Origin of the sequence: Bifidobacterium hominis, assembly GCF_040095915.1 — a bacterium.
Taxonomy (GTDB): Bacteria; Actinomycetota; Actinomycetes; order Actinomycetales; family Bifidobacteriaceae; genus Bifidobacterium; species Bifidobacterium hominis.
This window is the reverse complement of sequence record NZ_JBBMFR010000010.1, coordinates 1-25,465: the sequence shown is the minus strand read 5'-3', so window position 1 is coordinate 25,465 and position 25,465 is coordinate 1. Positions and strand designations below refer to the sequence as shown.

19 protein-coding genes are annotated in these 25,465 nt (G+C 56.8%); 3 read left to right on the top strand and 16 right to left on the bottom strand.

Annotated features, from left to right (window positions below):
- Window positions 1-111: 111 nt before the first annotated feature.
- The 5 genes from WMO36_RS07480 to WMO36_RS07460 form a co-directional block, all read right to left on the bottom strand.
- Complete coding sequence (locus WMO36_RS07480) at window positions 112-813, bottom strand: ATP-dependent Clp protease proteolytic subunit (RefSeq protein WP_099570755.1); 702 nt, start codon at window positions 811-813, stop codon at window positions 112-114.
- Window positions 814-815: 2 nt separating this feature from the next.
- Entirely contained in the window at window positions 816-1,436 is a 621-nt protein-coding gene (locus WMO36_RS07475) for an ATP-dependent Clp protease proteolytic subunit (protein ID WP_349077216.1), read from the bottom strand.
- Window positions 1,437-1,566: 130 nt separating this feature from the next.
- On the bottom strand, window positions 1,567-3,225 hold the full coding sequence (locus tag WMO36_RS07470; RefSeq protein ID WP_349077215.1) for a peptide ABC transporter substrate-binding protein: 1,659 nt from the start codon (window positions 3,223-3,225) through the stop codon (window positions 1,567-1,569).
- Between the two features lie 99 nt (window positions 3,226-3,324).
- The gene (locus WMO36_RS07465; protein ID WP_144164549.1) at window positions 3,325-4,764 is read right to left on the bottom strand and encodes an MFS transporter; all 1,440 of its coding nucleotides are present in this window, start codon (window positions 4,762-4,764) and stop codon (window positions 3,325-3,327) included.
- Window positions 4,765-4,986: 222 nt separating this feature from the next.
- Window positions 4,987-6,381: a replication-associated recombination protein A gene (locus WMO36_RS07460; protein ID WP_349077214.1), complete on the bottom strand. Its 1,395-nt coding sequence runs from the start codon at window positions 6,379-6,381 to the stop codon at window positions 4,987-4,989.
- Between the two features lie 83 nt (window positions 6,382-6,464).
- Here WMO36_RS07460 and WMO36_RS07455 point away from each other — a divergent pair, with 83 nt between their 5' ends.
- Complete coding sequence (locus WMO36_RS07455) at window positions 6,465-9,023, top strand: DEAD/DEAH box helicase (protein ID WP_099570759.1); 2,559 nt, start codon at window positions 6,465-6,467, stop codon at window positions 9,021-9,023.
- Here WMO36_RS07455 and WMO36_RS07450 read toward each other — a convergent pair.
- The 10 genes from WMO36_RS07450 to hisS form a co-directional block, all read right to left on the bottom strand.
- A complete protein-coding gene (locus tag WMO36_RS07450; RefSeq protein ID WP_420197449.1) occupies window positions 9,005-9,955 on the bottom strand; it encodes a PPK2 family polyphosphate kinase in 951 nt (316 codons plus the stop codon). The genes WMO36_RS07455 and WMO36_RS07450 overlap by 19 nt on opposite strands.
- A 220-nt stretch (window positions 9,956-10,175) precedes the next feature.
- Window positions 10,176-11,318, bottom strand: a complete 1,143-nt coding sequence (locus WMO36_RS07445; protein ID WP_099570761.1) for an amino acid ABC transporter permease — start codon at window positions 11,316-11,318, stop codon at window positions 10,176-10,178.
- A 6-nt stretch (window positions 11,319-11,324) separates the two neighbouring features.
- Complete coding sequence (locus WMO36_RS07440; RefSeq protein WP_099595428.1) at window positions 11,325-12,002, bottom strand: amino acid ABC transporter permease; 678 nt, start codon at window positions 12,000-12,002, stop codon at window positions 11,325-11,327.
- The gene (locus WMO36_RS07435) at window positions 12,002-12,841 is read right to left on the bottom strand and encodes a glutamate ABC transporter substrate-binding protein (RefSeq protein WP_180753418.1); all 840 of its coding nucleotides are present in this window, start codon (window positions 12,839-12,841) and stop codon (window positions 12,002-12,004) included. The genes WMO36_RS07440 and WMO36_RS07435 overlap by 1 nt, the downstream gene beginning before the upstream one ends.
- A gap of 39 nt (window positions 12,842-12,880) precedes the next feature.
- Entirely contained in the window at window positions 12,881-13,639 is a 759-nt protein-coding gene (locus WMO36_RS07430; protein ID WP_180753680.1) for an amino acid ABC transporter ATP-binding protein, read from the bottom strand.
- A 180-nt stretch (window positions 13,640-13,819) separates the two neighbouring features.
- Window positions 13,820-13,954 (bottom strand): hypothetical protein, encoded by a 135-nt coding sequence (locus WMO36_RS07425; RefSeq protein ID WP_260805305.1) that lies wholly within the window; start codon window positions 13,952-13,954, stop codon window positions 13,820-13,822.
- A gap of 171 nt (window positions 13,955-14,125) precedes the next feature.
- The gene (locus WMO36_RS07420; protein ID WP_099570764.1) at window positions 14,126-14,890 is read right to left on the bottom strand and encodes an amino acid ABC transporter ATP-binding protein; all 765 of its coding nucleotides are present in this window, start codon (window positions 14,888-14,890) and stop codon (window positions 14,126-14,128) included.
- A complete protein-coding gene (locus WMO36_RS07415) occupies window positions 14,887-16,440 on the bottom strand; it encodes an ABC transporter substrate-binding protein/permease (RefSeq protein WP_099570765.1) in 1,554 nt (517 codons plus the stop codon). Before WMO36_RS07415 ends, WMO36_RS07420 begins: the two co-directional genes overlap by 4 nt.
- A gap of 158 nt (window positions 16,441-16,598) precedes the next feature.
- Window positions 16,599-18,398, bottom strand: a complete 1,800-nt coding sequence (gene aspS / locus WMO36_RS07410; RefSeq protein WP_349077213.1) for an aspartate--tRNA ligase — start codon at window positions 18,396-18,398, stop codon at window positions 16,599-16,601.
- A 40-nt stretch (window positions 18,399-18,438) separates the two neighbouring features.
- Window positions 18,439-19,830, bottom strand: a complete 1,392-nt coding sequence (hisS, locus tag WMO36_RS07405) for a histidine--tRNA ligase (RefSeq protein ID WP_144164737.1) — start codon at window positions 19,828-19,830, stop codon at window positions 18,439-18,441.
- A gap of 116 nt (window positions 19,831-19,946) precedes the next feature.
- On the opposite strand from hisS, the gene WMO36_RS07400 reads away from it, so the two are divergent.
- Entirely contained in the window at window positions 19,947-21,383 is a 1,437-nt protein-coding gene (locus WMO36_RS07400; protein ID WP_291788155.1) for a DUF349 domain-containing protein, read from the top strand.
- Window positions 21,384-21,625: 242 nt separating this feature from the next.
- Here the strand turns inward: WMO36_RS07400 and WMO36_RS07395 are convergent, their stop codons facing one another.
- Window positions 21,626-24,187 carry an ATP-dependent Clp protease ATP-binding subunit gene (locus WMO36_RS07395; protein WP_144164741.1) on the bottom strand — a complete coding sequence of 854 codons (2,562 nt, stop codon included), beginning with the start codon at window positions 24,185-24,187 and terminating at the stop codon, window positions 21,626-21,628.
- 140 nt (window positions 24,188-24,327) lie between these two features.
- On the opposite strand from WMO36_RS07395, the gene WMO36_RS07390 reads away from it, so the two are divergent.
- Window positions 24,328-25,344: a universal stress protein gene (locus WMO36_RS07390; protein WP_099570772.1), complete on the top strand. Its 1,017-nt coding sequence runs from the start codon at window positions 24,328-24,330 to the stop codon at window positions 25,342-25,344.
- Window positions 25,345-25,465: the final 121 nt, after the last annotated feature.

The window sequence follows — 25,465 nt, the reverse complement described above, 5'->3', positions numbered from 1 at the left end:
CAACCGATGCCATGCAATCGTCATTGAAAAACACAATACCCCTGCCGACGCCCGGCAGGGGTATTGATTTGTGAAGATGCGACTTCAGATGGAACCTCTCATATGCGTCGTTCAGTTACGGTGTTCCAGCACTTCGTCGACGATGCCGTATTCCTTGGCCTCAGGTGCGGTCAGGAAGGTGTCGACTTCGATGTCCTTGCGGATCTTCTCCACATCACGACCGGTATGCTTGGCCAGCGTGTTTTCCAGCCATTCGCGCATACGAAGCATTTCCTTGGCCTGAATTTCGATTTCCGTGGCCTTGCCGAAGCCCTGATCGATGGCCGGCTGGTGAATGAGCACGCGGGCGTTCGGCAGCATCAGACGCTTGCCCTTGGCACCGGCGGCCAGCAGGATGGCGGCCGCGGAAGCGGCTTGGCCGAGGCACACGGTCTGCACGTCCGGCTTGATGTACTGCATGGTGTCGTAGATGGCGGTCATGGCCGTCATGGAACCACCCGGGGAATTGATGTACATCATCACGTCACGGTTCGGATCCTGGCTTTCGAGCACCAGCAGCTGGGCCATGATATCGTCGGCGGACGTGTCGTCGACCTGCACGCCCATGAAGATGATGCGATCCTCGAACAGGCGGGTGTACGGATCCTGCCTCTTGAAACCGTATGGGGTCTTCTCTTCGAACTGCGGCAGAACATAACGATTCTGCGGAGCGAAAGCAGCCTCACGGGCGGCGGCGGCTTGGAATCCGACCACTCCGGCCGGACCTGCAAGTCGTTCCGCGCGGGCTACGAACTGGGATTCTTCGCTTGCCATGTTCACTCTCCCTTGGTGGCGTTCATCGTGTCATGCGTGGAAACGAGCTTGTCCACAAAGCCGTATTCCAACGCTTCCTGCGCGGTGAACCAGTGGTCGTACTCGTTGTCGCGGTAGATTTCCTCAACCGTGTGGCCGGTCTGCTCAGCCGTCAGCTCGCTCATGGTCTTCTTCATATCCATGATCAGCTCGGCGTTGATACGCACGTCGGTTGCAGTACCGCCGATGCCGCCAGAAGGCTGGTGCATGAGCACGCGGGCGTGAGAGGTCAGGAACCTCTTGCCCTTGGTGCCGGAGCTCAGCAGGAACTGGCCCATGGATGCGCACATACCCAGACCAACGGTCGCCACGTCAGGCTCGATGAGCTGCATGGTGTCGTAAATGGCCATGCCTGCGGTGATGGAACCACCCGGGGAATTGATGTACAGCCAAATATCCTTCTTAGGATCTTCGGCGGCCAGCATCAGCATCTGCGCGCAAATGCGGTTGGCCATCTCATCTTTGACTTCCTCACCCATCCAGATGATGCGGTCCTGCAGCAGACGGTTGAAAATCGGATCGGCGGGCCCGGCCGGCATATCTTCGCCGGCCATGACGGGCAGGGGTGCACTGAGGTTGCTCACCTTGTCTCCTTTTCCTATGTTCTCTATAGTTTCACAGCCTACCGCTTCGAAGCGACGGGTGATGAAATTGCGCTCACAGTGGAGTCTTCGTGCACCTCGATATGCGTCTTTGAGGGACTGCTTAACGAACCTATTTGGCGATGGTGTTGTATTCGGGAACGCCCATATAGTTGTAGTTCACTTCCACGCCTTTGGCCGATGCCGCGGTCACGTTGGTATACCACAAAGGAATCACCGGCATATCCTTCAGCAACACACGTTCGCTCTGCTGATACAGGCTCACGGCCTTGTCCAGATCGGTTTCGGCCGCAGCCTGATCAATCAGCGCATCGAATTCATCGCTCTTGTAATCACCGTTGTTCAAGCCCTTGCCGTCCGCCGCAGAGGAATCGTATGCCTGCACCAGATAGCCTTCCGGATGCGGGTAATCGGATTGCATGCCCGACTTGAACGCCGAATCGATGGTACGCTCCTGAATGGCGCTCCTCAGCTCTTTGGACGTGGCGAATGGGTAACTCTCAGCATCGATACCAAGAGCGTTGCGAATGGAATTGGCCGCAGCCTCCACCCATTCCTTGTCGGTGCCATCGGCGCTGTATGCGATGCGGAACGTTCCGCTCCATGGCGAAATCGCATCCGCCTTCGCCCACAATTCCTTGGCTTTCGCCTCATCGTACGTAAGCACGTCATCAGCGTCGAGATCGGTATCGTATCCCTTGATCACGGGAGCGAGGAAATCGGTGGCGGGCGTCACGGTACCGCTGAAAATCGCGTCGGCGATGTTCTCACGATCGATGGCATGCGCGATGGCCTGACGGCGATACCTACCTTCCTCACCTTGGAAATGCTTGAGATTCTGCGAAATCGTAAATGCCGAAAAAGACGGACCGGGCTTGCTGACGGCTGTGATGTTCTTTTCGTTCTGATAGGTTTTCAGCGCGGAGGTAGGAATGGAATCAAGCACGTCAAGATTGCCTGCCAGCAGATCTGAATAGGCCGCGTCAAGGCTTTGATACACCTTGAAATCGATGCCTGCGTTCTTGACTTTGCGCGGTCCCTTGTACGAGTCGTCTTTTTCAAGAATGATTTCTTCGCCGCTCTTGTACGCCTTCAGCTCGTACGGGCCGTTGCCGATCGGTTTTTGCCCGTATTCCTTGGGGTTTTTGATGACTTCGGACGGCATTGGCAAGAAGGCGATGTCTCCGATTTTGTACAGGAACGCCGAATTCGACGCTTTGAGCCTGACCTTCAGCGTGGTGTCGTCGACCACGGTAAGGCCGGATAGCTGCGCGGTTTTGAGGCCTTCAGCATCCTGCAAATCATCGTAGCCCTGAATGTCTTCGAAAATGGAAGCTCCCACCTGCCCGTTGGCCGCGTTGGCCGCGAACGACCAGCTTTTCGCATACGTGTCGGCAGTGATCTTCTCACCATTAGAGAAGGTCAAATTCGGCTTGAGCACGATGGTGTATTCGGAAGCGTCATCATTCGGCGTGATCGATTCGGCTTCGACCAGTGTTTCATTGCCTTCCGTGTCGAATGTGACCAGACCGTCGTACAGTTGGCTGACGACCTTCCATCCGGACATATCACTGGTATCGCTTGGCAGCAGACCGTTCGACGGTTCCGTAACGTTGACGCTGACCACCTTATCGGCACTGGCGACTTTGGTTACGGTATCTTTCGTTTCCACGGATCCGCAGCCCGCAAGCAGCGCGACGATGGAAAGCGCTGCCGTGATTGGCTTGAGCAGGCCGGTGGTAATGCTGCCATGCGGACGTTGGTTGTTCATTGCTGTCCTCTCGATAAATGGTAGAGACAGCATAGCAAGCCGGCATTTCCTGACGAAGCGCTTTCCTCACATTACGCTACAGGCTTTTTCTATAGCCGGTTATTTCCGTTTTGCGCCGATTCGGAACGCCGCAATCAGGCAGCAGATGGCTATGGAGACGATGACAATCATCGTGGCGAACGTCCAACTTCCGCCGACAGCTGTGGCATGACGGAACGCATCACTGCCCTCTTCGCCTGAACCGGCCTGGGCCACCGACAGAATCGTGGAGAAGAGCGCCGTGCCAGCGGCACCACCAAACTGCAGGCAGGTGTTGAACACCGCATTGCCGTCCGGCATGAACTGAGGCGCGATATTGCGTAACGCATTGGTCATGATATTGGAAAAACCAAGCGAATAGCCAAGTCCGAAAATGAAATAGAAACCGGCAAGCATGACGGATGTCAGTCGCATGGAAAATACCAGCAACAGAATCGGCCCGCAAATCGCGGCGAAAAACGCGACGAGAATCGGACGCACCGGTCCGAAACGGTCATACAGCATACCGCCAACCGGTGCGAAGAACGCACCGATCAAAGCGCCGGGCAACACCAAAGCACCGGCGAGGAACGCGCTGGTGCCCAACGAAAGCTGCGCCACATTGGTGATCACATAGCCAAAACCAATGCCGACGATCGGCAGCAGCATATAGGCGACCAAATGCAACAACACCATCGGATCACGTAGCCATCCCAAACGAATCAGCGGCGAGAACGAACGCTTCGACGACCAGCCGAAGAACAACAGCGAACCCAACCCAACTATCAGACTCACCACGGCGAACACCGCCGACACCGTGGCGCTACTGCCGGCAACCGCAGCGCTGACCGCAACACCAGCCTGATTCAGGAACATCACCAATCCGCACAGCGCAAGCACAATCGAAACAAACTGCAACGGATTGAGACGCGCTTCTTCCGTCGGACGATGCTGTTCGATGCATTTCAAACCGACAGGCAGCGAAATCAGCAGAATAACCGGAATGACGATTACGAAAATCGCACGCCATGGCAGAATACTCGACACCGCGCCGCCCACGGTCGGTCCAATTGCCGGAGCCACAGTAATGACCAGCGAGCCAACGCCCATCAATCGTCCGACCTTGCTCTTTGGCGACTGCTCAAGAATGATGTTGATCATCAGCGGCGTGGCCACACCGGAACCCATGCCTTGAATCACGCGGGCAGTGAGGATGACCGGGAACGCATGGCCGACGATCATGATCAACGAACCGAGCACCGCAAGCGACACCGCGGCAAGGAACAGCGTGCGATGCTTGAACCGACGGTTGAGGTACGACGACAACGGCATGGTTGCGGCCACCACCAGCAGATAGATGGTGGTGATCCATTGCACAGTTGCGGTATCGACGTTGAATTCCCGCATAAGTTGCGGGAACAGTACCGTCATGACGGTTTCGGTGAGAATGCCAATGAAGGCGAGGGAGCCGACCGCCACAATCGCTCCGATGAGTTTGCCGGGGATGCGTTCGTCTGGCATTTTTCTGACGTTTTCGCTACTGTTTCGACTGATATGGCTGGTGGTTTCGAGCGTTGTATTCCGTTCTTGCATAATCACTTTCCGCGCACTTTTTCCTGCGGCCATGTGCGACGCCGCGATTGACGCATGGGCCTTGCTCATAGCAAGCAGGCATCAACCCCAACGAAGAATTTTAGCGGACCCCTAGTCCAACGGCAACGAAGAATGAGAACTGACACCACACTAGGCTCGATCAGAGTCACCGGTTTGACCACCATCCTTCTCATGCAGGATTTTGCGAATTTTCTCCAATCTCGGTTTGATCTCATGCTCGTAACCGCGATCGTTCGGATGGTAATATTCCCGCCCTACCAGCTCGTCCGGCATGTATTGCTGCGGAGCTACGGCACCTGGCCAATCATGGGCATAGCGATACCCCTCATGATTTCCCCAACTTTTCATCAAGGCGGTCGGCGCGTTCCTCAAATGCAATGGCGCTTGGCCGATCAGTCCCGCGTCCACATCGGCGAGCGCGCTGTTGATGGCGTTGTAGCTGGCGTTCGACTTCGGAGCGGTGGCAACGGCGAGCGCGGCTTCCGCGAGAATGATGCGCGCCTCGGGCATGCCGATCATGGCCACGGCTTGTGCCGCCGCGACGGTGACCTGCAGTATCTGCGGAGCCGCCATACCGACTTCCTCGGAAGCTGCGATCATAATGCGCCGTGCGATGAATCGCGGATCCTCGCCCGCGCGCAACATTCGTGCCAGGTAGTGCATGGTGGCGTCGGGATCGGATCCACGCATGGATTTGATGAATGCGGAGATGACGTCGTAATGGTCGTCGCCGTCTTTGTCATAGCGCACGGTGGCCACATCCATGACCTGCGACACCACGTCAGACGTGATGACAGGCCGTTTCGCGCCTTTTTTGCGCGCTTGGTCTCCGGTGAGCGCCCCTGCGGCCGCTTCGAGGATCGTCAATGTTTTTCGTGCGTCACCTCCGGCCATGCGCACGATTTCGTCGATGGCCTCATCGTTGATTTTGATTTCATTATTAAGCCCGTGCTCACTTTCCACAGCCCGATTGATGAGCGTTTTCAAATCGTCGGGTTCCAGCGATTCGAGTTTGACAACCACGGATCGGCTCAACAACGGTTTGATGACGGAAAAGCTTGGATTTTCCGTGGTGGCCGCAATGAAGGTGACGTCACGGTTTTCCACGCTTGGCAGCAATGCGTCCTGCTGCGATTTGGAGAACCGGTGCACCTCGTCGATGAACAGTACCGTTTCCTTGCCTTCCGAGACAAGACGGTCATGGGCGCGTCTGAGCACGTCCCGCACGTCCTTGACGCCGGAGGTGACTGCGGAAAGCTCTTCGAAGACTCGACCGGATTGTTTGGCCACAATATAGGCGAGCGTGGTTTTGCCGACCCCTGGAGGTCCGAACAGAATAATGGAGCTCGGTGCCGTCAGCGAGCCTTTGGACGCCGGATTGGCGAGCCTGCGCAGAGGAGAGCCCTGCCCTAACACCCGCGACTGACCCACCACTTCGTCCACGCTCGACGGACGCATACGCACGGCCAGCGGACGCGTCATGTCTTCGGGAGCGTCCATCGCGCCAAACAAATCCTCAGTCATAACTTCTACTGTACCGCAACATACGCAATAATTCGAACACACGTTCGACGTTCGAGTTCATGCCAGACGGTAGACTGGCAATCATGGCTGACGATATGAATTACGGTTCTTTGGGCGCGTTGGCGCCGAGTTGGAGCGATGGCGAGCGCAACATCGACACGGACGAGATCTACGAGCGCTTTTTCGAGTGGGTGGCGGACATCAAAGGCGTTGAGCCGTGGCCCCATCAGGAAGAGGCCATCATGGACCTGCTCGCGGGCGACCATGTCATTTTGAACACACCCACCGGCTCCGGCAAATCACTGGTGGCGTTGGGCATGCATTTCGCGGCGCTGTGCACGGGCCGTCGCTCGTATTACACGGCTCCGATCAAGGCGTTAGTGTCTGAGAAGTTCTTTGATCTGGTGGAGGTGTTCGGCCGTGAGAACGTCGGCATGATCACCGGAGACACGCACATCAACGCCGATGCTCCGATCATCTGCTGCACTGCGGAGATTCTCGCGAACCAGGCATTGCGTGAGGGCCGTCATGCCGATGTCGGCTGTGTGGCGATGGACGAATTCCATTACTATGGCGATGCGGAGCGCGGTTGGGCTTGGCAGGTTCCGCTGCTGACGTTGCCGAACACGCAGTTTTTGCTGATGAGCGCCACATTGGGCAACGTCGATGCGATCGCCGACAAACTGGAGGATATGACGGATACGGACGTCGACATCATCGCCAATGCGCCGCGCCCGGTGCCGTTGACGTACGAGTACACGCTCGACCCGTTGGAGAAGACCGTCGAACTGGCGTTCGGCAGAGGCGAAACACCGATTTATGTGGTGCATTTCTCCCAAGACGCCGCATTGGAGACGGCGAACGCCCTGGCAAGCACGGGCGTGTCCAGCAAGGAACAACGTGCCGCCATTGCGGAGGCGATCAAGGGCACGAAGTTCACCACCGCATTCGGCAAGATTTTGCAACGTCTGTTGCGCACCGGAGTCGGCATTCACCATGCGGGTATGCTCCCCCGCTATCGTCGTCTGGTCGAGCAGCTCGCCCAGCAGGGTCTGTTGCCGGTGATCTGCGGCACAGATACGTTGGGCGTCGGCATCAACGTGCCCATCCATTCCGTGGTGCTGACCGCATTGACCAAGTTCGACGGCACGAAAATGCGCAAACTGCGGGCCCGAGAATTCCATCAGATCGCAGGGCGTGCGGGCCGTATGGGCTTCGACACGGAAGGGTTGGTCATCGCCGAAGGACCGGAATTCGAAATCGAGAACGCCAAGGCTCTCGCCAAGGCAGGCAATGATCCTAAGAAGCTCAAGAAAGTCAAGCGCAAGAAGGCGCCAGAAGGTTTTGTCACATGGAATGAGAACACGTTCGACAAGCTGATCGACGCGGCCCCTGAAACTTTGGTGCCACATATGAAGGTCACGCATTCCATGGTGTTGAACGAAGTGGCGCAGGGCGGCGACGCACGCTACCGCATCGACCGCCTGATCGACGATTCGGCGCAGACTCCGGAACAGAAGGAGCGTCTTCATGATCGTGCCGACGAGATCTTCCAAACGCTGTTCGACACGAATGTGATCGAAACAGAAGACCGCGACGATGGCGGCAAGGACTATTTCATGACCGTCGATATGCCGGATGATTTCGCACTTGACCAACCGTTGAGCCCGTTCCTGCTGGCCGCGTTGGAACTGCTTGATCCGGAATCGGAAAGTTACGCGCTTGACGTGATTTCCATGGTGGAAGCCACGTTGGAGGACCCGAAGCAGGTGTTGCGCGCGCAGGAACGTCAAGCTCGCGATGCGGCGATGATTCGCATGAAGGAAGATGGCCTCGACTATGACGAGCGCATGGACCGCTTGCAGGAAATCACCTATCCGAAACCACTGGAAGACATGCTTCAAGCGGCGTTCGACGAGTACCGCCATGATGTGCCTTGGGCCAACGATTACTGGTTGAGCCCGAAATCGGTGATCCGGGACATGGTCGAAACGGCCTCCGATTTCACTGGTTACATCTCGCGCTACAACATCGCCCGCTCCGAAGGCACGCTGCTGCGCTATCTATCTGACGCATATCGCACGCTGGCACGTACCGTTCCTTTGGAGAAGCGTAACGAACAGTTACGGGACATCATCTCCTGGCTGCGCGTTGTGGTTCGTTCCATCGACTCCTCGCTGGTCGACGAGTGGGAGAACGCAGGAGCCGGCACCGACGCTTCCGAAGCCGCCGCGAACCTGGCCGCGCCCGGTGCGAAGCAGGCCGTGGTGGAAGATCGTCGAGGCCTCACCGTGCTCGTACGCAATGCCATGTTCCGCCGCGTACAGCTTATGGATCTCGACAAGCCCGATGAACTTGGCGCGCTTGACAAAGACTGGGGTTATGGCGTGCACGAATGGGAGGATGCGCTCGACGACTTCTACGATGAACACGAATACGTCAACACGGATGCGAAAGCCCGTAGCGGCGAGCTGTTCATCCTCGACGATTCCAAGGAGAACAGCGAACACAGCTGGAAAGTGCGTCAGATCATCGACGATTCCGATGGCGACCATGATTGGGCCATCACCGGAACCGTCGATCTGGATACCACACAGTCGAGCGGCGAAGTCGTGTTCTTCGACTACAGCGTTTCCAACTGACGTCGCATTTCGTCGGCATCGACTTCCAAGGGCGGCCAGATCATGTTCATGTTCTTCAATACGTTGCGGAGCAGTTCGGACACGACCGCCCTTGAATACCAACGATTGTCGGCAGGCACCAAGTACCAGGGCGCCTGCTCGGTGCTCGTACGTGAGAACACGTCCTGCCATGCTGCCATGTAGTCGTCCCAACGGGCACGCGCTTCAAGGTCGCTGGGGTCGAACTTCCAATATTTGGTCGGATCTTCCAGCCTGCCGAGGAAATGCTCCTTCTGCTCTTCTTTGCTCACCACAAGGAATATTTTGATGATGGAGCATCCGTCCGCAACCAATTGCGATTCAAATCGGTTGATTTCGTCATATCGTGCCTGCCATACCTCCTCCGGATATGTTTTGTAAATGCGTGGCATGACGATATCTTCATATTGCGATCTATCGAAAATGGAGATCCAACCATTCTGCGGCAGTTCCCGTTTGATGCGCCACAAATAATCATGGTCTTTTTCCTCGCCTGTGGGAGCACCGAAACCGTGATAATGCATTCCCATCGGATCACCTTGGCTGAACACGTGACGTACGATGCCGCCCTTGCCGGATGCATCCATGCCTTGCAGAATAATCAGCAGACGACGGCGGGATCCCTTCACGCCATTGGCGTACATCAGCCGCTGATATCGTGCGATTTCGGAAGAACTGATCGTAATGAACCGTTCCGCATCGTCTTTGTTGCCGTCAAAGCCCGGCGTGGAATCGCCGTCGATTCCAGCGACCCTCGTATCGTGGTGGAATCGTAGCAGCTGACCGGGAGGCAACGTCCATACGGAGCTGAGCAATTCGCTCGCCTTGGCGACGTTCGCGAGCCCCTCGGCGACGGAACTGCAGTTCTCCCCCTTCTCAAGCCTGTCCTCAACCTTGTTCAACGTCTTCGCAATGGACGATATCTTCACATCCTTGTCTTTGTCTGACACGTCAAGCCTCCTTGCTTACCCCCTATAATAAGCGATGCGGCGATTGGATCATGGCATCGCCACGCCCAATCGCCGCATCCTGCTTTTCTTACGTTTTGCCTGACTTCTTTCACACAATAGGGCGCTGATTCCTCGCTCTCTGCAAAAAATCAGCGCCCTATCGGTCTTCGCAGATCAGATGACGTCACTGCTTGGGCTTATCGCCCTTTGACTTGTCGGACTTCGGCTTGTCGAATCTTAGCTTGTCCTGCTTGGACGTCTCTTTGATCGGTCTGCCGTTCTTGTCGAACTCGACCTGGCTTTCCGGATGCGTCTCGTCGAATCCCTGAACGTAGCGGGTCTGACGCCAATGGCGAATCGACGCGTTGGAACCACGATGATGCACATGATACAGGCGCTGGGCGCCGCCAAGCGGCACACCTTCCTTGGCCACGGCAATCTGATTCACATTCGACGGATCCATAATGGCAATCGGCGCGACCGGTTCCGGTTCGGCAGGTGCCGCGGTGTGCTTCTGCATACGTTCCGGCAGCCATTCCGCAAGTCGGCTCAGCAGCCAACATGCGATGAAGTAGATGACGGCGGCAACAACCAGCGTCTGCAGAATATTGAAGTACATCGAACCAAGTCGGCGTGATTCCTGCAACAGATCGGTATACATGATGATCGAGCCAAGGGCGGTATCCTTCAGCACCACCACCAACTGCGTCACAGCGGCAGGAAGCATGGCGTAGATGGCCTGCGGCACTTCGACTTCCATCAGCGACTGCGTGCGAGTCAGACCCAAGGCGAGCGACGCCTCACGCTGACCGTTCGGCAGGTTGCCGACGCCGGAACGAACGAGCTCAGCCACCACGGAACCGTTGTAGATCACCAGCGCGAGCACCACAGCCCAATATGCCGGGCTTGCCATGCCGGCAAAAGCGAACCAACGCCAGAAGAAGATCATGAGCAACAGCACAGGGACTGCGCGCGCAAACTCAACGACGGCACCGGAAATCGCACGAATCACGATGTTCGGAAGCAGACGGCCGATGCCGAACAGCAAACCGAACAGCACCGCGCCAATCACGGCCAAAACGGAGGCGCGAATCGTGGCCCACAATCCCGGAAGGTAGAAGTCGGTCCACGCTTCGGCATCAAGAGCCGGCTTCCACAGTTCCCAGCTCAGCTGGTTCTCGCCATCCGGCGGATTGTGAAGCCTCATGAGAATCAACACAACTACGATCGCGAAGGCGATGCCTGCGATCCAATTGACGATACGAATGGTTTTACGGCTCTTAGGACCGGGCTGGTCGAACAGCACCGCGCTTTCATTGCTTGCCATGGTGCGTCACCTCCTCACCGCGAGCTTGTTGGACAGATACGTGGTCAGCATGCCGATCGGAATGATCAGAATCACATAACCGAACGCGAAGATAAGGAAGATCGGAATAATCACGTCAGAACGGTATTCGATCATTTCGCTCATCAACGACGAAGTTTCGGTGGCGACGGATGCCGCGGCCGCAACCGTGGAGTTCTTCAGCAATGCGATGAGCGTATTACCCAACGGCGCCACAGAGCCGCGGAATGCCTGCGGCAGAATGATCTGGGTGGCGGACTGCATGAAGTTCAATCCCAATGCGCGACAGGCTTCAGCCTGACCGAGAGGCACCGTGTTGATGCCGGATCGGAGCGATTCGCACACGAAAGCCGCCGTATACAGGCTCAAGCCGGTGACGGCCAGCCAGAAGAAGTTCGTGGCGAATGTGTCGGAGAAGCTGAGCTTCAACTGCGCATAGGCGCCCAGCACCATGAACACCATGATGATGGTCAACGGCAGGTTCTTGAACAACTCGACATAAGCGCCCGATACCACACGCAACGATGCGACCGGAGAAATGCGCATCATCACGAGGATGACGCCAAGAATCGTGGAGAACAACGCCGACCACAAGGTCAGTTCGATGTTCACCAAGAACGCAGCCGGCACATTGTACTGGCTGAACAATGAGATGAACGCTTCCATTACTTCTCCCCCTCAGTCGGCTCCGGCGGATTGTACTTCGCGTTCGGCGTGTATGCGGTGCCCTTCGTGTTGTCGGAGATGGCACGCTTCCAAGAACCATCCTGAATCATATCGGCGATGGCGTTGTCGATCCGGGTGGCCAGCTTCGTATCGCCCTTCTTGATGCCGACGCCGTAATACTCCTGGGTGAACGGCTTGCCGACCACACGCAGACGGCCACGCGAAGCGGAGGCAAGACCTGCCAGAATAATATCGTCGGTGGTCACCGCATCAACGATGCCCGAGAACAGTGCAGTAGCGCATTCCGCGTAACCCGGCTGCTCCATGAGCTGCACTTCGTTGGCGAACTTCTCCTTGACGGTAACCGCGGAAGTTGAACCGGTCACGGAGCACAGACGCTTGCCGTTAAGATCCTCCGGACCCTTGATGGAGGTTTCATCCTTGCGAACCAGCAGATCCTGACCCGCAACGAAGTACGGTCCCGCGAAGGAAACAACCTTCTTACGCTCGTCAGTGATGGAATACGTTGCAACGATGAAATCGACATCGCCATTCTGCAGCATGGCCTCACGCTGCTTCGACGGCGCCTCCTTCCACACGATCTGGTCTTCGGAATAGCCAAGCTTCTTGGCGATGTACTTGGCCACATCCACATCGAAGCCAACATAGGTGCCGGACTTCTTGAAGCCCAGACCAGGCTGGTCGAATTTGATGCCGACGCGAATCTTGCCATCGGCATCGTCCGCACCACATGCGGACACTGCGAACACGCACGCAAACGCGCAGAAGGCCGCCATAGCCCTGCGCAGCATACGCTTCGCCCTCATAGAAAGTTTCATATCGAAAATCCTTCTTCTGTCTTATTCCCGTCAGTCATTTCAGTGGGTGAGAATCTTCGACAGGAAGTCCTTGGCACGATCGGTCTTCGGATTTTCAAAGAAGTCCTCCGGCGTGCTCTGCTCAAGAATCTGGCCGTCGGCCATGAACACAACCTTGTCGGCCACCTTGCGCGCGAAGCCCATCTCGTGGGTCACGCACAGCATGGTCATACCTTCATGAGCCAGCTCCACCATGACGTCAAGCACTTCATTGACCATTTCCGGATCAAGCGCGGACGTCGGCTCATCGAACAACATGACCTTCGGCTGCATGGCAAGCGCTCGGGCGATAGCGACACGCTGCTGCTGACCGCCGGAAAGCTGCGATGGCATCTTGGAAGCCTGCGAAGCCACTCCCACTCGGGAGAGCAGGTCCATGGCGAGACCCTCGGCCGCCTTCTTATCCATGTGGCGCACCTTGATCGGCGCAAGCGTCACATTCTCAAGAATTGTCTTGTTGGCGAACAGGTTGAACGACTGGAACACCATACCGACCTCGGCACGCAGGCTGGCGAGCTCCTTGCCTTCCTGAGGCAACGGCTTTCCATCAATGCGAATATCGCCGGAATCAATGGTTTCCAAACGGTTGATGGTGCGGCACATCGTGGACTTGCCGGAACCGGATGGGCCGACGATGACCAGCACCTCGCCCTTCTTGACGGTGAGGTTGATGTCCTTGAGCACATGCAAGTCACCGTAGTGCTTTTCAACGTGGGTCAATTCGACCAGCGGTCGGCCGCTGTCTTCCGCACCCGGCATGATTGGGCGCGTCTCTTGTGTTTCTTTGATATCTGTCATATGGGCAGTATATGGAAGACATGTTTCCGCGGCTGTTACCACCCCTGACATGCTCAGAATATGAGACAGCGTTATCTCAAAAAAATGCATCATAGCGCGTTATCGGACGCAATGCTGATATCTCACGCACCATGATGGCAGCTACCACAATCGCGGCAATTCGATAGCCAGCACGGCTATTACGAACAATACGGCCACCGCACCGAACACCACTCGTTCGGAAACCTTGGATTTGAAACCGTCCGCAACGCGGCGCCACATATCACCAATACTCATGTATTCCAACGTAGGAACGCCAGGCAACGAGAAAGAGCAAAACAGGCGAACGCAAGATGAATTTCATCCTACATTCGCCTGTCTTTTACATGCAGATTCGTATGCGAACCTTTTACGATGGCACGTCCATCACGTTACCACCGTAATCCGCATGCCACCCTGTCAAAACCGTCAGAGCACTTTGGAAAGGAATGCCTTCAAACGCTCGCTCTTCGGATGGTTGAAGATCTCATCCGGAGTGCCTTCCTCTTCGATCACGCCCGCATCCGTAAAGATCACACGGGTGGCCACTTCGCGGGCGAAACCCATCTCATGGGTCACCAGCACCATGGTCATTCCCTCTTCGGCTAGTTCACGAATGACTTCGAGCACATCTCCGACCATTTCCGGGTCGAGCGCCGATGTGGCCTCGTCGAACAGCATGACTTTCGGACGCATGGCCAAGGAGCGAGCGATGGCCACACGCTGCTTTTGACCGCCTGACAACGATTTCGGCATAGCATCGGCCTTTTCGGCCAATCCCACGGTTTTCAGCAATGCCATCGCATGTTCTCGTGCCTGCTCGTCGGTTTTCTTGTGCACCAGTTTCGGCGCGAGAGTGATGTTGTCGATCACGCTCATGTTGTTGAACAGGTTGAAATGCTGGAACACCATGCCAACCTGCTCACGCACCTGGTCGATGTTCACGTGCGGATCGCCCAAATCATGGCCGTTGACCACAATCTGGCCGCTGGAAGCCTGTTCGAGTCCATTCAGGCAACGCAATATGGTGGATTTACCGGCACCGGACGGTCCGATGATGCAAATTACCTCGCCCTTGCGTACCGTAAGATCGACGCCTTTGATGACTTCTGTATGACCATATTTTTTATGCAGATTCTTGACGTCGATGATCACTTCGCCATCATTGTTGCCGTGATTGCCGTTCTCGCTCATCGATTCACCTTCCTGTCAACGATATTGGCCAGCCATGTGAGGATGGTGATGGCCACGAAGTACATCACACCGACGATCAGCAACGTTTCGGTGACGCGGAAGTTCGCCGCATACAATTGCTGCGCCTGGTACAGCAATTCACCGAAGCCGATGGCCAGCAGCAGCGAGGAATCCTTGATCATAATGACCAGCTGGTTGATGATCGACGGCATGGCGATCGCAGTGGCCTGAGGCATGATCACGCGCGCCATGGCCTGATGATGGTTGAGGCCAAGAGAACGTGCGCCCTCCATCTGACCAGAGTCAACGGACTGCACGGCGCCACGCACGATTTCCGCCAGATATGCGCCGGAATTGAGCGACAGCGTCAACGCGCCCGCAACCCAAATGTTCACACTGTGTCCGATCAGCTGCGGCACACCAAAATAGAAGAAGAACGCCCATACCAGAATCGGCGTACCGCGAAACACTGCAATGTAAACCTTAGCTATGCCTTCCAGAATTTTGTTTTCGGACACCTTCATCAAGCCAAAAGCGACACCCAGTACCAGCGCGATCACAAACGACAGCAAGGTGATCAGCAACGTGTTCTTCAGACCGGTCAGCAAAGCCGGCATCGACTGTTTGACAAGACCAAAGAAACCGACCTTCTTCTGAGCCGTGCCATCGGCACCATTATCGGTGACCTTGCCGGAAATCGCCTCGACTTGTTCCTTCGCGCCGGCTTCGCCCAGATATTGCGCGACGATCGTCTCGTATTTGCCTGAAGCGATGAGCTTGTTCAAACCATCGTCGATGGCGGCCAGAAGATCAGCGTTCTTGCCCTTGTTCACGGCCATGCCATATTCGCCATGCGGCACTTTCGGGGTCACGATCTTCAAACCGTTATTTTGGGAAACACCGTAGGCAAGCACCGGATAGTCGTCAAATACCGCGTCCGCATTACCGGATTTGACCATCTCGTACATGGTTGACGACTGGTCCACGGAAGTCACGGTGTAGCCATACTCGTTCGCATGCTGCTTGGCGTAGGATTCGCCTTCCGAACCGGTTTTCGCAACAACGGTTTTACCGTCAAGATCCTTGTAGCTGGTAATACTATCGTTGTTTTCAGCGATGGCCATTTGAATGCCGGACTGGAAGTAAGGATTGGAAAAATCGTAAGTCGCCTTGCGTTCGTCGGTGATTGACATGCCTGCGATCACCACATCCACCTGATTGGAACTCAAAGCCTGCAATGCCGCATTGAAACCCAATGATTGGATGGTGACTTCGAATCCTTCTTCTTGGGCGATGGCACGAATCAGTTCCATATCGATACCGGTCATCTTGCCGTTCTCCCGATATTCGAACGGTGCGAACGTGGTATCAGTACCAACCGCGTAGGTTTTGCCCTTGACTGCGGAGGGATCTCCGACTTCGGCGGCGTTAGCACTGGCTGGGGATGCGACGAGTGCACTCACTGCCACAATCAGTATCATCGCCAACGCGAGAAGTCGCATCCAGACACCATGAAAATCATGTTTTTCCAACGATTGCTTCAAATTCATACTACAGATTCAGTTCTTTCTCATAATATTTCAGATACTCATCTTTGCTCCACCATACCGGCAGCAAGAGAAAATAGACAACGCAAACAATAAAAACAGGCTGTCCTTGCACGGTCTCTCATGCAAAGACAGCCTGTCATCTCAAAGCGAAAACGCTATCAGTCTTCGTCTTCTTCCGGATCATAATCAACGCCGGTTTCCGCACGCTGTTCGTCGGAAATCGGAGCCGGAGCGCCGGTCAGCGGATCACGACCGCCGCCAGCCTTCGGGAAGGCGATGACGTCGCGGATGGAGTCAGCACCAGCCAGGATAGCGGCGGTACGATCCCAACCGAGAGCGATGCCAGCGTGCGGCGGAGCACCGTACTTGAAGGCTTCAAGCAGGAAGCCGAACTTGTCGGCAGCCTCTTCAGGGGTGATGCCCAGCACATCGAGCACACGATCCTGAATGTCATCACGGTGGATACGCACGGAACCGCCGCCCATTTCGTTACCGTTGCACACGATGTCGTAGGAATCGGACATGGCGTGTTCCGGATCCTTGTCGAAGGTGTCGATCCAATCCTTGGACGGCATGGTGAACGGGTGGTGCATGGAAGTCCACTTGGAGTGGCCGACCGCCACATCGTCATCATCCGGATCGTCGGCGGCCTTGAACAGCGGGAAGTCCACAACCCAGGTGAACGCGAAATCGTCGGGCTTGAGCAGACCGGCACGATCAGCCAATTCCACGCGCACGGCACCCAGCAGCTCCTGAGCGGAGGTGCGGCGGCCTGCGGCGAAGAACACGGCATCGCCGTCTTCCGCGCCAACGGCTTCCTTCAGGCCAGCGCGTTCCTCTTCAGACAGGTTTTTGGCAACAGGTCCCTTGAGCTCGCCGTTCTCAGCGAACACCACGTAGGCAAGGCCCTTGGCGCCACGCTGCTTGGCCCAATCCTGCCAAGCGTCGAACTGGCGGCGAGGCGTGGCTGCACCACCCTTGAAGAGCACCGCGCCGACGTACGGAGCCTGGAACACGCGGAACGGAGTGTTCTTGAAGTAGTCAGTCAGCTCGATCAGTGGATTGCCGAAACGCAGATCCGGCTTGTCGGAGCCGTACTTATCCATGGCTTCCTGCCAGGTGATGCGCTGAATCGGCAGCTGGATCTCATAGCCTGCAGACTGCCAAATGGCAGCGATGACCTTTTCGGCCATGGCCATCACATCTTCCTGATCCACGAATGCCATTTCCATATCAAGCTGGGTGAACTCCGGCTGTCGGTCGGCACGGAAATCCTCATCACGGTAGCAACGCGCCAGCTGGTAGTAGCGTTCCACGCCAGAGACCATGAGCAGCTGCTTGAGCAACTGCGGGGACTGCGGCAATGCGTACCAGGAACCCGGCACCAAACGGGCCGGCACCACGAAATCGCGGGCGCCTTCCGGCGTGGACTTGATCATGGTCGGAGTTTCGACCTCTTCGAAGCCCATCTCCTCCAGAGCGTGGCGTGCGGCCTTCGACATCTGGGAACGCAACTTCAGATTGCGCTGCATGGACGGACGACGCAGATCGAGATAACGGTACTTGAGACGAACTTCCTCACCCGGCAGCTTGTTCTCGGACTCGTTCTCCAAAGCGGTGGACACCTGGAACGGCAGCGCATCGGACTTAGCAAGCACCTCGATGCTTTCGGCAACGACCTCGATCTTGCCGGTGGCCAGATGATCGTTCTCATTGCCGTCCGGACGCAGGCGGACCTCGCCTACAACCTGAATCACAAACTCGGAACGCAGCGGACGTGCCATGTCCTCGTCATAAATGACAACCTGCACCAAACCGGTGTTGTCGCGAAGATCGATGAAGGCCACGCCGCCGTGGTCGCGACGACGATCAACCCAACCGGAGAGCGTCACCTTCTGACCGACGAGTTCCTCGGTCACTTCGGTTGCATGATGTGTTCTATAAGCCGTCTGGCTCATGCTTCCCCTATTCCTTATTCTCTTGTGAAGTCTTGTGATTTCAGGCTTCTACAGTAACGGTTTGCTGGGCATACACAGTATCCGGCTCCCAAGACTGTACGTCGGCCGGATGCTGGTCACCTGTGATAATGTTCTTGACTTCATCCGAAGCGTCTTGCGCGGACTCGTCTGCGGGGAACCACACGTATGGTATGCCGAGCTTGTCGGCATACTTGATCTGCTTGCCGAGCTTGGCTGCGGTCGGAGCCACGTCAGCGGCGATGCCACGGGCACGCAGCTGGTTGGCAATCAGATTGGACGCGGAACGGTCCTCCTCATTCCACACGGCCACGAGCACAGAAGCCGGGGACACACGATTCGCGTGGGCACCGGCGGTGTGCAGCATGTACGAAACCAAGCGGGACAGGCCGATGGACAGGCCCACACCCGGGTACTTCTTGCTGCCTTGCGATGCGAGGTTGTCGTAACGACCTCCGGAGCAGATGGACCCGAGCGAGGCCGCACCGTCAAGGAACGTCTCATACACGGAACCGGTATAGTAATCCAAGCCGCGAGCGATCTTCAGATCCGCAATCACGGAACCCGGGCGAATACGAGCGGCCTCGTCAACAATCATCGCCAACGTGTCAAGCCCCTGACGTGCGAGCGCATACGCCTCGGAATCATTGGCGATGTCGTGCTTCTCGCACAACGCGTCGAACTTGCTGGACAGCTCCGCACCATCAGCGGCGGTGAGCTCCGCGAGCTCAAGGCACGCACGAGCCTGATTCTCGTTGGCTCCGCAACCTTCCACCAGCAGCTTGGCCACTTCGTCGGCACCGATTTTGTCGAGCTTGTCGATCTCACGAAGCACGCCTTCGATGTCGTTCAGGCCCAAACCACGGTAGAAACCTTCGGAGAGCTTGCGGTTGTTCGCATGCACGGTGGCCTTCGGCAGACCGAACTCGCGCAGACGTTCCAAAGCCGATACCATGACCAGCGGCAACTCAACCTCATAATGATCCGGTAGATCACCATTGCCGATCACATCGATATCGGCCTGCACGAACTCGCGGAAACGCCCTTCCTGAGGACGTTCGCCACGCCAGACCTTCTGAATCTGCCAACGCTTAAACGGGAACGCCAAATCACCCGAATGCTCAACGACATAACGGCTCAGCGGAACAGTCAAATCAAAATGCAGACCAAGACGATCTTCAATCGGAGTGTCGGACTCATGACCGACCTCCTGAAGACGGCTCAGCAAGTAAATCTCCTTGCTGGTTTCGCCTTTTTTGAGCAGGCTCGACCCCTGCTCAACCGCACGAGTTTCAATGCCTATGAAGCCATTGAGCTCGAAAACTTCACGGAGCGTGTCGATAACACGCTGCTCCACAACACGTTCAGAGGGGAGCCACTCTGGAAATCCTGAAATAGATGCGCCTTTTGCCACGATTCCCTATAATAAATGAGGTTGCGGAAAATGCATCGCGTTTTTCAAGCTTTGGAAGCACGTTCGTATGATCCGCATACCCTGCACTACATGAAGCTTACTTAAAGGAGCTGGCCATGGCCGACGAGAATGTCACCGCGTCCGAGAACATTAATGAAACCACCGAGCAGGCGACGACGCCCGCAGTCAAGGCCAGCAAACCGGCCGTTCCGAGCCCTGCTTCAATGAAGCCGCACGCTCCGAGCCCTGCAGCCTTCGCCAAGAAGGCTCCGCAGCACACCGCCCCGGCTGCAGCGTCCACCGGATTCTCCGATGTTGATGTGAAGGCCGCCGAAGCGTTCGGCCGTGTCGCCGATGATGGCACCGTGTTCGTTAAGGACGGCGAAGAAGAACGTGAGGTCGGCCAGTTCCCTGACGCCTCCAAGGAAGAGGCGCTGGCCCTGTATGCCCGCCGTTACCTTGATCTGAAGGCCAAGCTGGACCTGTTCGCCAACAAGCTCAAGGCCAATAATGTGAAGTCCCGCGAAATCGACGAAACCATCAAGACGTTGTCCGCGGAAACCGAAAAGCCGGCAGTGGTGGGCGATCTGGCCGCTCTCAAGGCCCAGTTCGAGGCACTGAAGGAGGAAGGCGCGGCCAAGAAAACCGCGTTGACCGAGGCACGCAAGGCTGCCATCGCCAAGGCTCTTGAGGAGCGCACCGTCATTGTGGAGAAGGCCGAAGCATTGGCTGATTCCCTTGACGAAAACACCAACTGGCGTTCCACCGCCGACAAGTTCCGTTCACTTTTCCAGCAGTGGCAGGAACACCAGCGCAACAACATCCGTATCGATAAGGAAGACGCAGACGCCCTGTGGGCCCGCTTCTCCGCGGCTCGCACCAAGTTTAATTTCGCCCGCCGCAAGTGGGTGCAGAGCCGTGACGAAGAACGCAATTCCGCCAAGGCGGCTAAGGAAGCCATCATCGCGGAGGCCGAGGCGCTGCAGGATTCCACCGCTTGGGTTGAGACTTCCCGCAAGTTCACCGAGCTGATGGATCGTTGGAAGAAGGCCGGTCGTGCCGGTCGTCGTGATGATGATGCCATGTGGGAGCGTTTCCGCGCTGCCGCAGACGCATTCTTCAACGCGCGCCAGGCCGATCGTGATCAGATCAGCTCCTCTGAGAAGGAGAATCTCGCCAAGAAGGAAGCTCTGCTGGTCAAGGCCGAGGCGCTTGTTCCCGTTAAGGATGAGGAAAGCGCCAAGCAGGCTCGTCAGGCCCTCGCCGCCATTCAGGAGGAGTGGGATCAGATCGGCTATGTGCCACGCGACGAAGTACGCCGCATCGAGGGCCGCCTCGACGCCGTCGACAAGCAGATCAAGGCTGTCGAGGATGCCGCGTGGAAGCAGTCCGATCCGGAAGCCGACGCCCGCAAGTCCTCTTTCGAGGAGCAGCTCAACGCGCAGCTCGCCGAGCTTGACGCGAAGATCGCGGCCGAATCCGATCCGAAGAAGAAGGCCAAGCTTGAATCCGAGAAGGCCACCAAGGAGCAGTGGCTGAACGCCATCAAGTAAATTCCCTGGATCCGACGACTGTATCAAAAAGGGCTGGTATGCGACGAAACCGTTGGCATACCAGCCCTTTTGCATCTTTCATATTATGCGATTTCATATATGGCTTCACATGACGAAAGAACCGATTTGCATCCGCGAATGCAGTCATATGAGATTCCAATAATAAAAACAAGGTCCTGAAACCTTTCCCAAGATTTCAGGACCTTTCGTTGTTGCGACTACAACGTGCCAGTTTGATCTGTTTACTCAGCGGATTCCGTCGATTCGGTAGGTGCCTCAGCTTCAGCCGGTGCAACTTCAGCTTCAGCAGGCTCTGCATTCGGCTCTTCGAACGTCTCACCGGTAAAGGTGAACTCGCCCAGAATGCCTTCGCCTTCCGCATCGACCTTCACGCGCTGACCATCTTCGAGTTCGCCCATCAGGATCTTCTCCGAAATGGCGTCTTCGACGTCGCGTTGAATCACGCGACGCAGCGGACGCGCACCCAGCAACGGATCGAAGCCCTTCTGCGCGAGCAAATCCTTGGCAGCGTCGGTAAGCTCGAGCGACATGTGGCGATCGAACAAGCGTTCATTGAGCTGCTTGACGTCAAGATCGACGATCTGACGCACCTGTGGCTCGGTGAGCTGCTTGAACACGATGATGTCGTCCAGACGGTTCAGGAATTCCGGACGGAACTGCTGCTTCAGCTCCGCGGAGACCTGATCCTTCATGCGCTGGTAGCTCGACTCAGTGTTGACGCCCAAGTTGAAGCCGGTGTTGGCGGCCTTGGCGATGTCACGAGTACCAAGATTGGTGGTCAGAATAATGATGGTGTTCTTGAAGTCCACCTTGCGGCCCTGCCCATCGGTCAGGTGACCATCATCCAACACCTGCAGCAGCGTGTTGAAGATATCCGGATGGGCCTTTTCGATCTCATCGAACAGCACCACGGAGAACGGCTTGCGACGCACCTTCTCGGTGAGTTCGCCGCCCTCTTCGTAGCCGACGTATCCCGGAGGAGCACCAAACAGGCGCGAAGCCGCATACTTCTCGGAGAATTCGGACATGTCGACACGAATCAGCGCGTCCTCGTCGTCGAACAGGAATTCGGCGAGCGTCTTGGCCAGCTCGGTCTTGCCAACACCGGTGGGGCCGGCGAAGATGAACGAACCGGACGGACGCTTCGGATCCTTCAAGCCAACACGTGCGCGGCGGATGGAACGGCTCAATGCGGACACGGCCTCATCCTGGCCGATGATGCGCTTGTGCAGCTCGCTTTCCATGGTCATGAGCTTCTTGGACTCGGCCTGGGTGAGCTTGAACACCGGAATGCCGGTGGTCTGGGAAATCACTTCGGCGATGACATCCTCATCCACGACCATCTTCACGTCGGATTCGCCTTCACGCCATGAGGATTCCTTCTGCTTGCGCTCGGATTCCAGCTTCTCCTGCTTATCACGCAGCTCAGCGGCCTTTTCGAAGTCCTGATCCTTGATGGACTGGTCCTTCTCTTCGGCAAGCTTGGCGATCTTCGTGTCGAGTTCCTTGAGTTCCGGCGGAGCGGTCAGTCGACGGATGCGCAGGCGCGCGCCAGCCTCATCAATCAGATCGATGGCCTTGTCGGGCAGGTGACGGTCCTGAATGTAACGACTCGACAGCTCGGCCGCGGCCTGCAACGCGCCGTCGGTGATCGTCACATGGTGGTGGTTCTCGTAACGGGAACGCAAGCCCTTAAGGATCTCAATGGTCTCGGCAATGCTCGGCTCATGCACCTGGATCGGCTGGAAACGACGTTCGAGAGCCGCATCCTTCTCGATGTACTTGCGATACTCGTCAGTGGTGGTAGCGCCAATGGTCTGCAGCTCGCCACGGGCCAGCATGGGCTTCAGCATGTCGGAAGCGCCAAGAGCACCGTCTGCAGAGCCAGCGCCCACAATGGTGTGGATCTCATCGATGAACAGCACGATGTCACCGCGGGTCTTGATCTCCTTGAGCACCTTCTTCAGGCGTTCCTCGAAATCGCCACGGTAGCGTGAACCAGCCACCATGGAGCCCAGATCCAACGAATAGACCTGTTTGCCCTTCAACGTCTCCGGAACGTCACCGGCGTTGATCTTCTGCGCCAAGCCTTCGACCACGGCGGTTTTGCCGACACCCGGCTCGCCGATCAGCACCGGATTGTTCTTGGTGCGGCGGCTCAGTACCACCATCACACGCTCGATCTCACTCGAGCGGCCAATCACCGGATCAAGCTTGCCGGAGGCAGCTTCGGCGGTCAGATTGCGGCCAAACTGGTCAAGAATCGCGGAACCGGTCTGGTTGCGGCGATCCTGTACGCCACCGGCGTTGGCCAAATCACCCTTGCCGTCGCCCTTGCCATCACCGGAATTGCCACGAATCAAGTCGATGGTGGCGCTGCGCAGTTCACCAAGATTGACATCCATCTTGATCAGCACTTGAGTGCCCACGCCTTCGCCTTCATGAATCAGACCGAGCAGGATATGCTCGGTGCCGATATAGCTGTGCCCCAGCTGCAACGCCTCACGCAGCGACAGCTCCAACACCTGCCTGGCATGCGGAGTGAAGGGAATGTGGCCGTTCGGCGTGGCATTCCCCTTACCGATCATCTCTTCGACCTGTTTGCGGGTGTCATCCAAGGTCACACCCTTTGAGGCCAGCGCCTTGGCTGCGACGCCGTCACCCTCGCGAATCAGGCCAAGCAGCAGATGCTCGGTACCGATGTAGTTGTGCTGGAGGGTACGAGCTTCTTCCTGCGCCAGCACGATCACGCGCCGCGCACGGTCGGTAAACCGTTCGAACATGCTTGTCCTTCCACTCTTGTTAGTCCTTCAACACTCTACCGATTCGCGGTGACGTTTGCTTCATCCGCGCGTAAATTGCGCTTTCGACGCAACCGAACGTATATGCTTGACATATAGCAACGACCAAGGAGGTCACCAAGATGAGCGACACCACCCTAAATGCGGCCGGTTCCGGATCGATCGCAGACACTCGTCTCCATGATATCGTCGTCGGCGTTGACGGTTCCGACGAATCCTTCGCCGCATTACGCTGGGCGCTGAACGAGGCATCGCTTACCGGCCAGCAGGTCAATGCAGTGTTCGCCTGGTCCCATTCCTGGGATATGGGATCAGAGCCGGAAGACGAAGAACAATGGGCCGAAGTCCGTCATGATATCGCGCAGAAGCTTCGTGACTGGGTTTCCGAGGCTTCGCAAGGCATGACCATCAATGAGGATCATGTCAAACTCACATCGGTCAAGGCCACAGGAACATCCGCATTGCTGGAGATAGGCAGGGACGCGCAGCAGATTGTGGTAGGACGCCGTTCCCTTGGCCGCGTAGCGCGCTGGTTCCTCGGATCTCTTTCAGCTTCGCTCGCCGAAGCTGCGGAGGTTCCGGTCACCGTGGTGCGCATTCTCGACAACGAGGAATCCAGCGTGCAGGATGCCATCGCCAATGCGCTTACGCCCTCGGAGAACACCGTGACATACGACCTGCCGGGTTCCCCGCTGCCAAGAAGCCAGCGTCCGATTGTGGTTGGCGTCGACGGATCGGAAACATCGCGACACGCCCTGCGGTTCGCCATCGATCTGGCTGCACTGCATCACGCTCCCCTGCAGGTGATGTTCTGCTGGCAGCTGAAAGATCTCGGTGTCATCGAAGGGTATGAGAACGCCATCGCGCCAATAGCCGTAGGTCAGGAGCGTGCGGAACGCATTCTTGACGAGCTGCTCGATTCGGTGGAGATTCCCACGGCCGGCATTCCCGACGATTTCCAGATCGAATCGCACGCCTTCCATATCTCCGCGGCGAAGGGACTGATCGCAGCTTCCCGTTACGCACGCCATTTGGTGGTCGGTTCCCGCGGACTGTCTGGATTGGATGCGCATTTCCTCGGTTCCGTCTCCAAACAGATCGTCAATTTCGCCGATTGCACCGTCACCGTCGTGCACTAAGCATTTGCAACGTTTACAGATATGAGAGAAGCCCGCTCCCCCCAAGTGAACTGCGCCCCGTTTGTTGGACGTTGTTAATTAGGATACAGCCCTAGACCGCGAGGGACATGCTCCGGAACTC

Bases quoted from the DNA above. Each gene is read 5' to 3' on its own strand.
- WMO36_RS07480 (WP_099570755.1), bottom strand. From the start codon at position 813: ATGGCAAGCGAAGAATCCCAGTTCGTAGCCCGCGCGGAACGACTTGCA.
- WMO36_RS07470 (WP_349077215.1), bottom strand. From the start codon at position 3,225: ATGAACAACCAACGTCCGCATGGCAGCATTACCACCGGCCTGCTCAAG.
- WMO36_RS07465 (WP_144164549.1), bottom strand. From the start codon at position 4,764: ATGCCAGACGAACGCATCCCCGGCAAACTCATCGGAGCGATTGTGGCG.
- WMO36_RS07460 (WP_349077214.1), bottom strand. From the start codon at position 6,381: ATGACTGAGGATTTGTTTGGCGCGATGGACGCTCCCGAAGACATGACG.
- WMO36_RS07455 (WP_099570759.1), top strand. From the start codon at position 6,465: ATGGCTGACGATATGAATTACGGTTCTTTGGGCGCGTTGGCGCCGAGT.
- WMO36_RS07445 (WP_099570761.1), bottom strand. From the start codon at position 11,318: ATGGCAAGCAATGAAAGCGCGGTGCTGTTCGACCAGCCCGGTCCTAAG.
- WMO36_RS07440 (WP_099595428.1), bottom strand. From the start codon at position 12,002: ATGGAAGCGTTCATCTCATTGTTCAGCCAGTACAATGTGCCGGCTGCG.
- WMO36_RS07435 (WP_180753418.1), bottom strand. From the start codon at position 12,841: ATGAAACTTTCTATGAGGGCGAAGCGTATGCTGCGCAGGGCTATGGCG.
- WMO36_RS07430 (WP_180753680.1), bottom strand. From the start codon at position 13,639: ATGCCGGGTGCGGAAGACAGCGGCCGACCGCTGGTCGAATTGACCCAC.
- WMO36_RS07425 (WP_260805305.1), bottom strand. From the start codon at position 13,954: ATGAGTATTGGTGATATGTGGCGCCGCGTTGCGGACGGTTTCAAATCC.
- WMO36_RS07420 (WP_099570764.1), bottom strand. From the start codon at position 14,890: ATGAGCGAGAACGGCAATCACGGCAACAATGATGGCGAAGTGATCATC.
- WMO36_RS07415 (WP_099570765.1), bottom strand. From the start codon at position 16,440: ATGAATTTGAAGCAATCGTTGGAAAAACATGATTTTCATGGTGTCTGG.
- aspS (WP_349077213.1), bottom strand. From the start codon at position 18,398: ATGAGCCAGACGGCTTATAGAACACATCATGCAACCGAAGTGACCGAG.
- WMO36_RS07400 (WP_291788155.1), top strand. From the start codon at position 19,947: ATGGCCGACGAGAATGTCACCGCGTCCGAGAACATTAATGAAACCACC.
- WMO36_RS07395 (WP_144164741.1), bottom strand. From the start codon at position 24,187: ATGTTCGAACGGTTTACCGACCGTGCGCGGCGCGTGATCGTGCTGGCG.
- WMO36_RS07390 (WP_099570772.1), top strand. From the start codon at position 24,328: ATGAGCGACACCACCCTAAATGCGGCCGGTTCCGGATCGATCGCAGAC.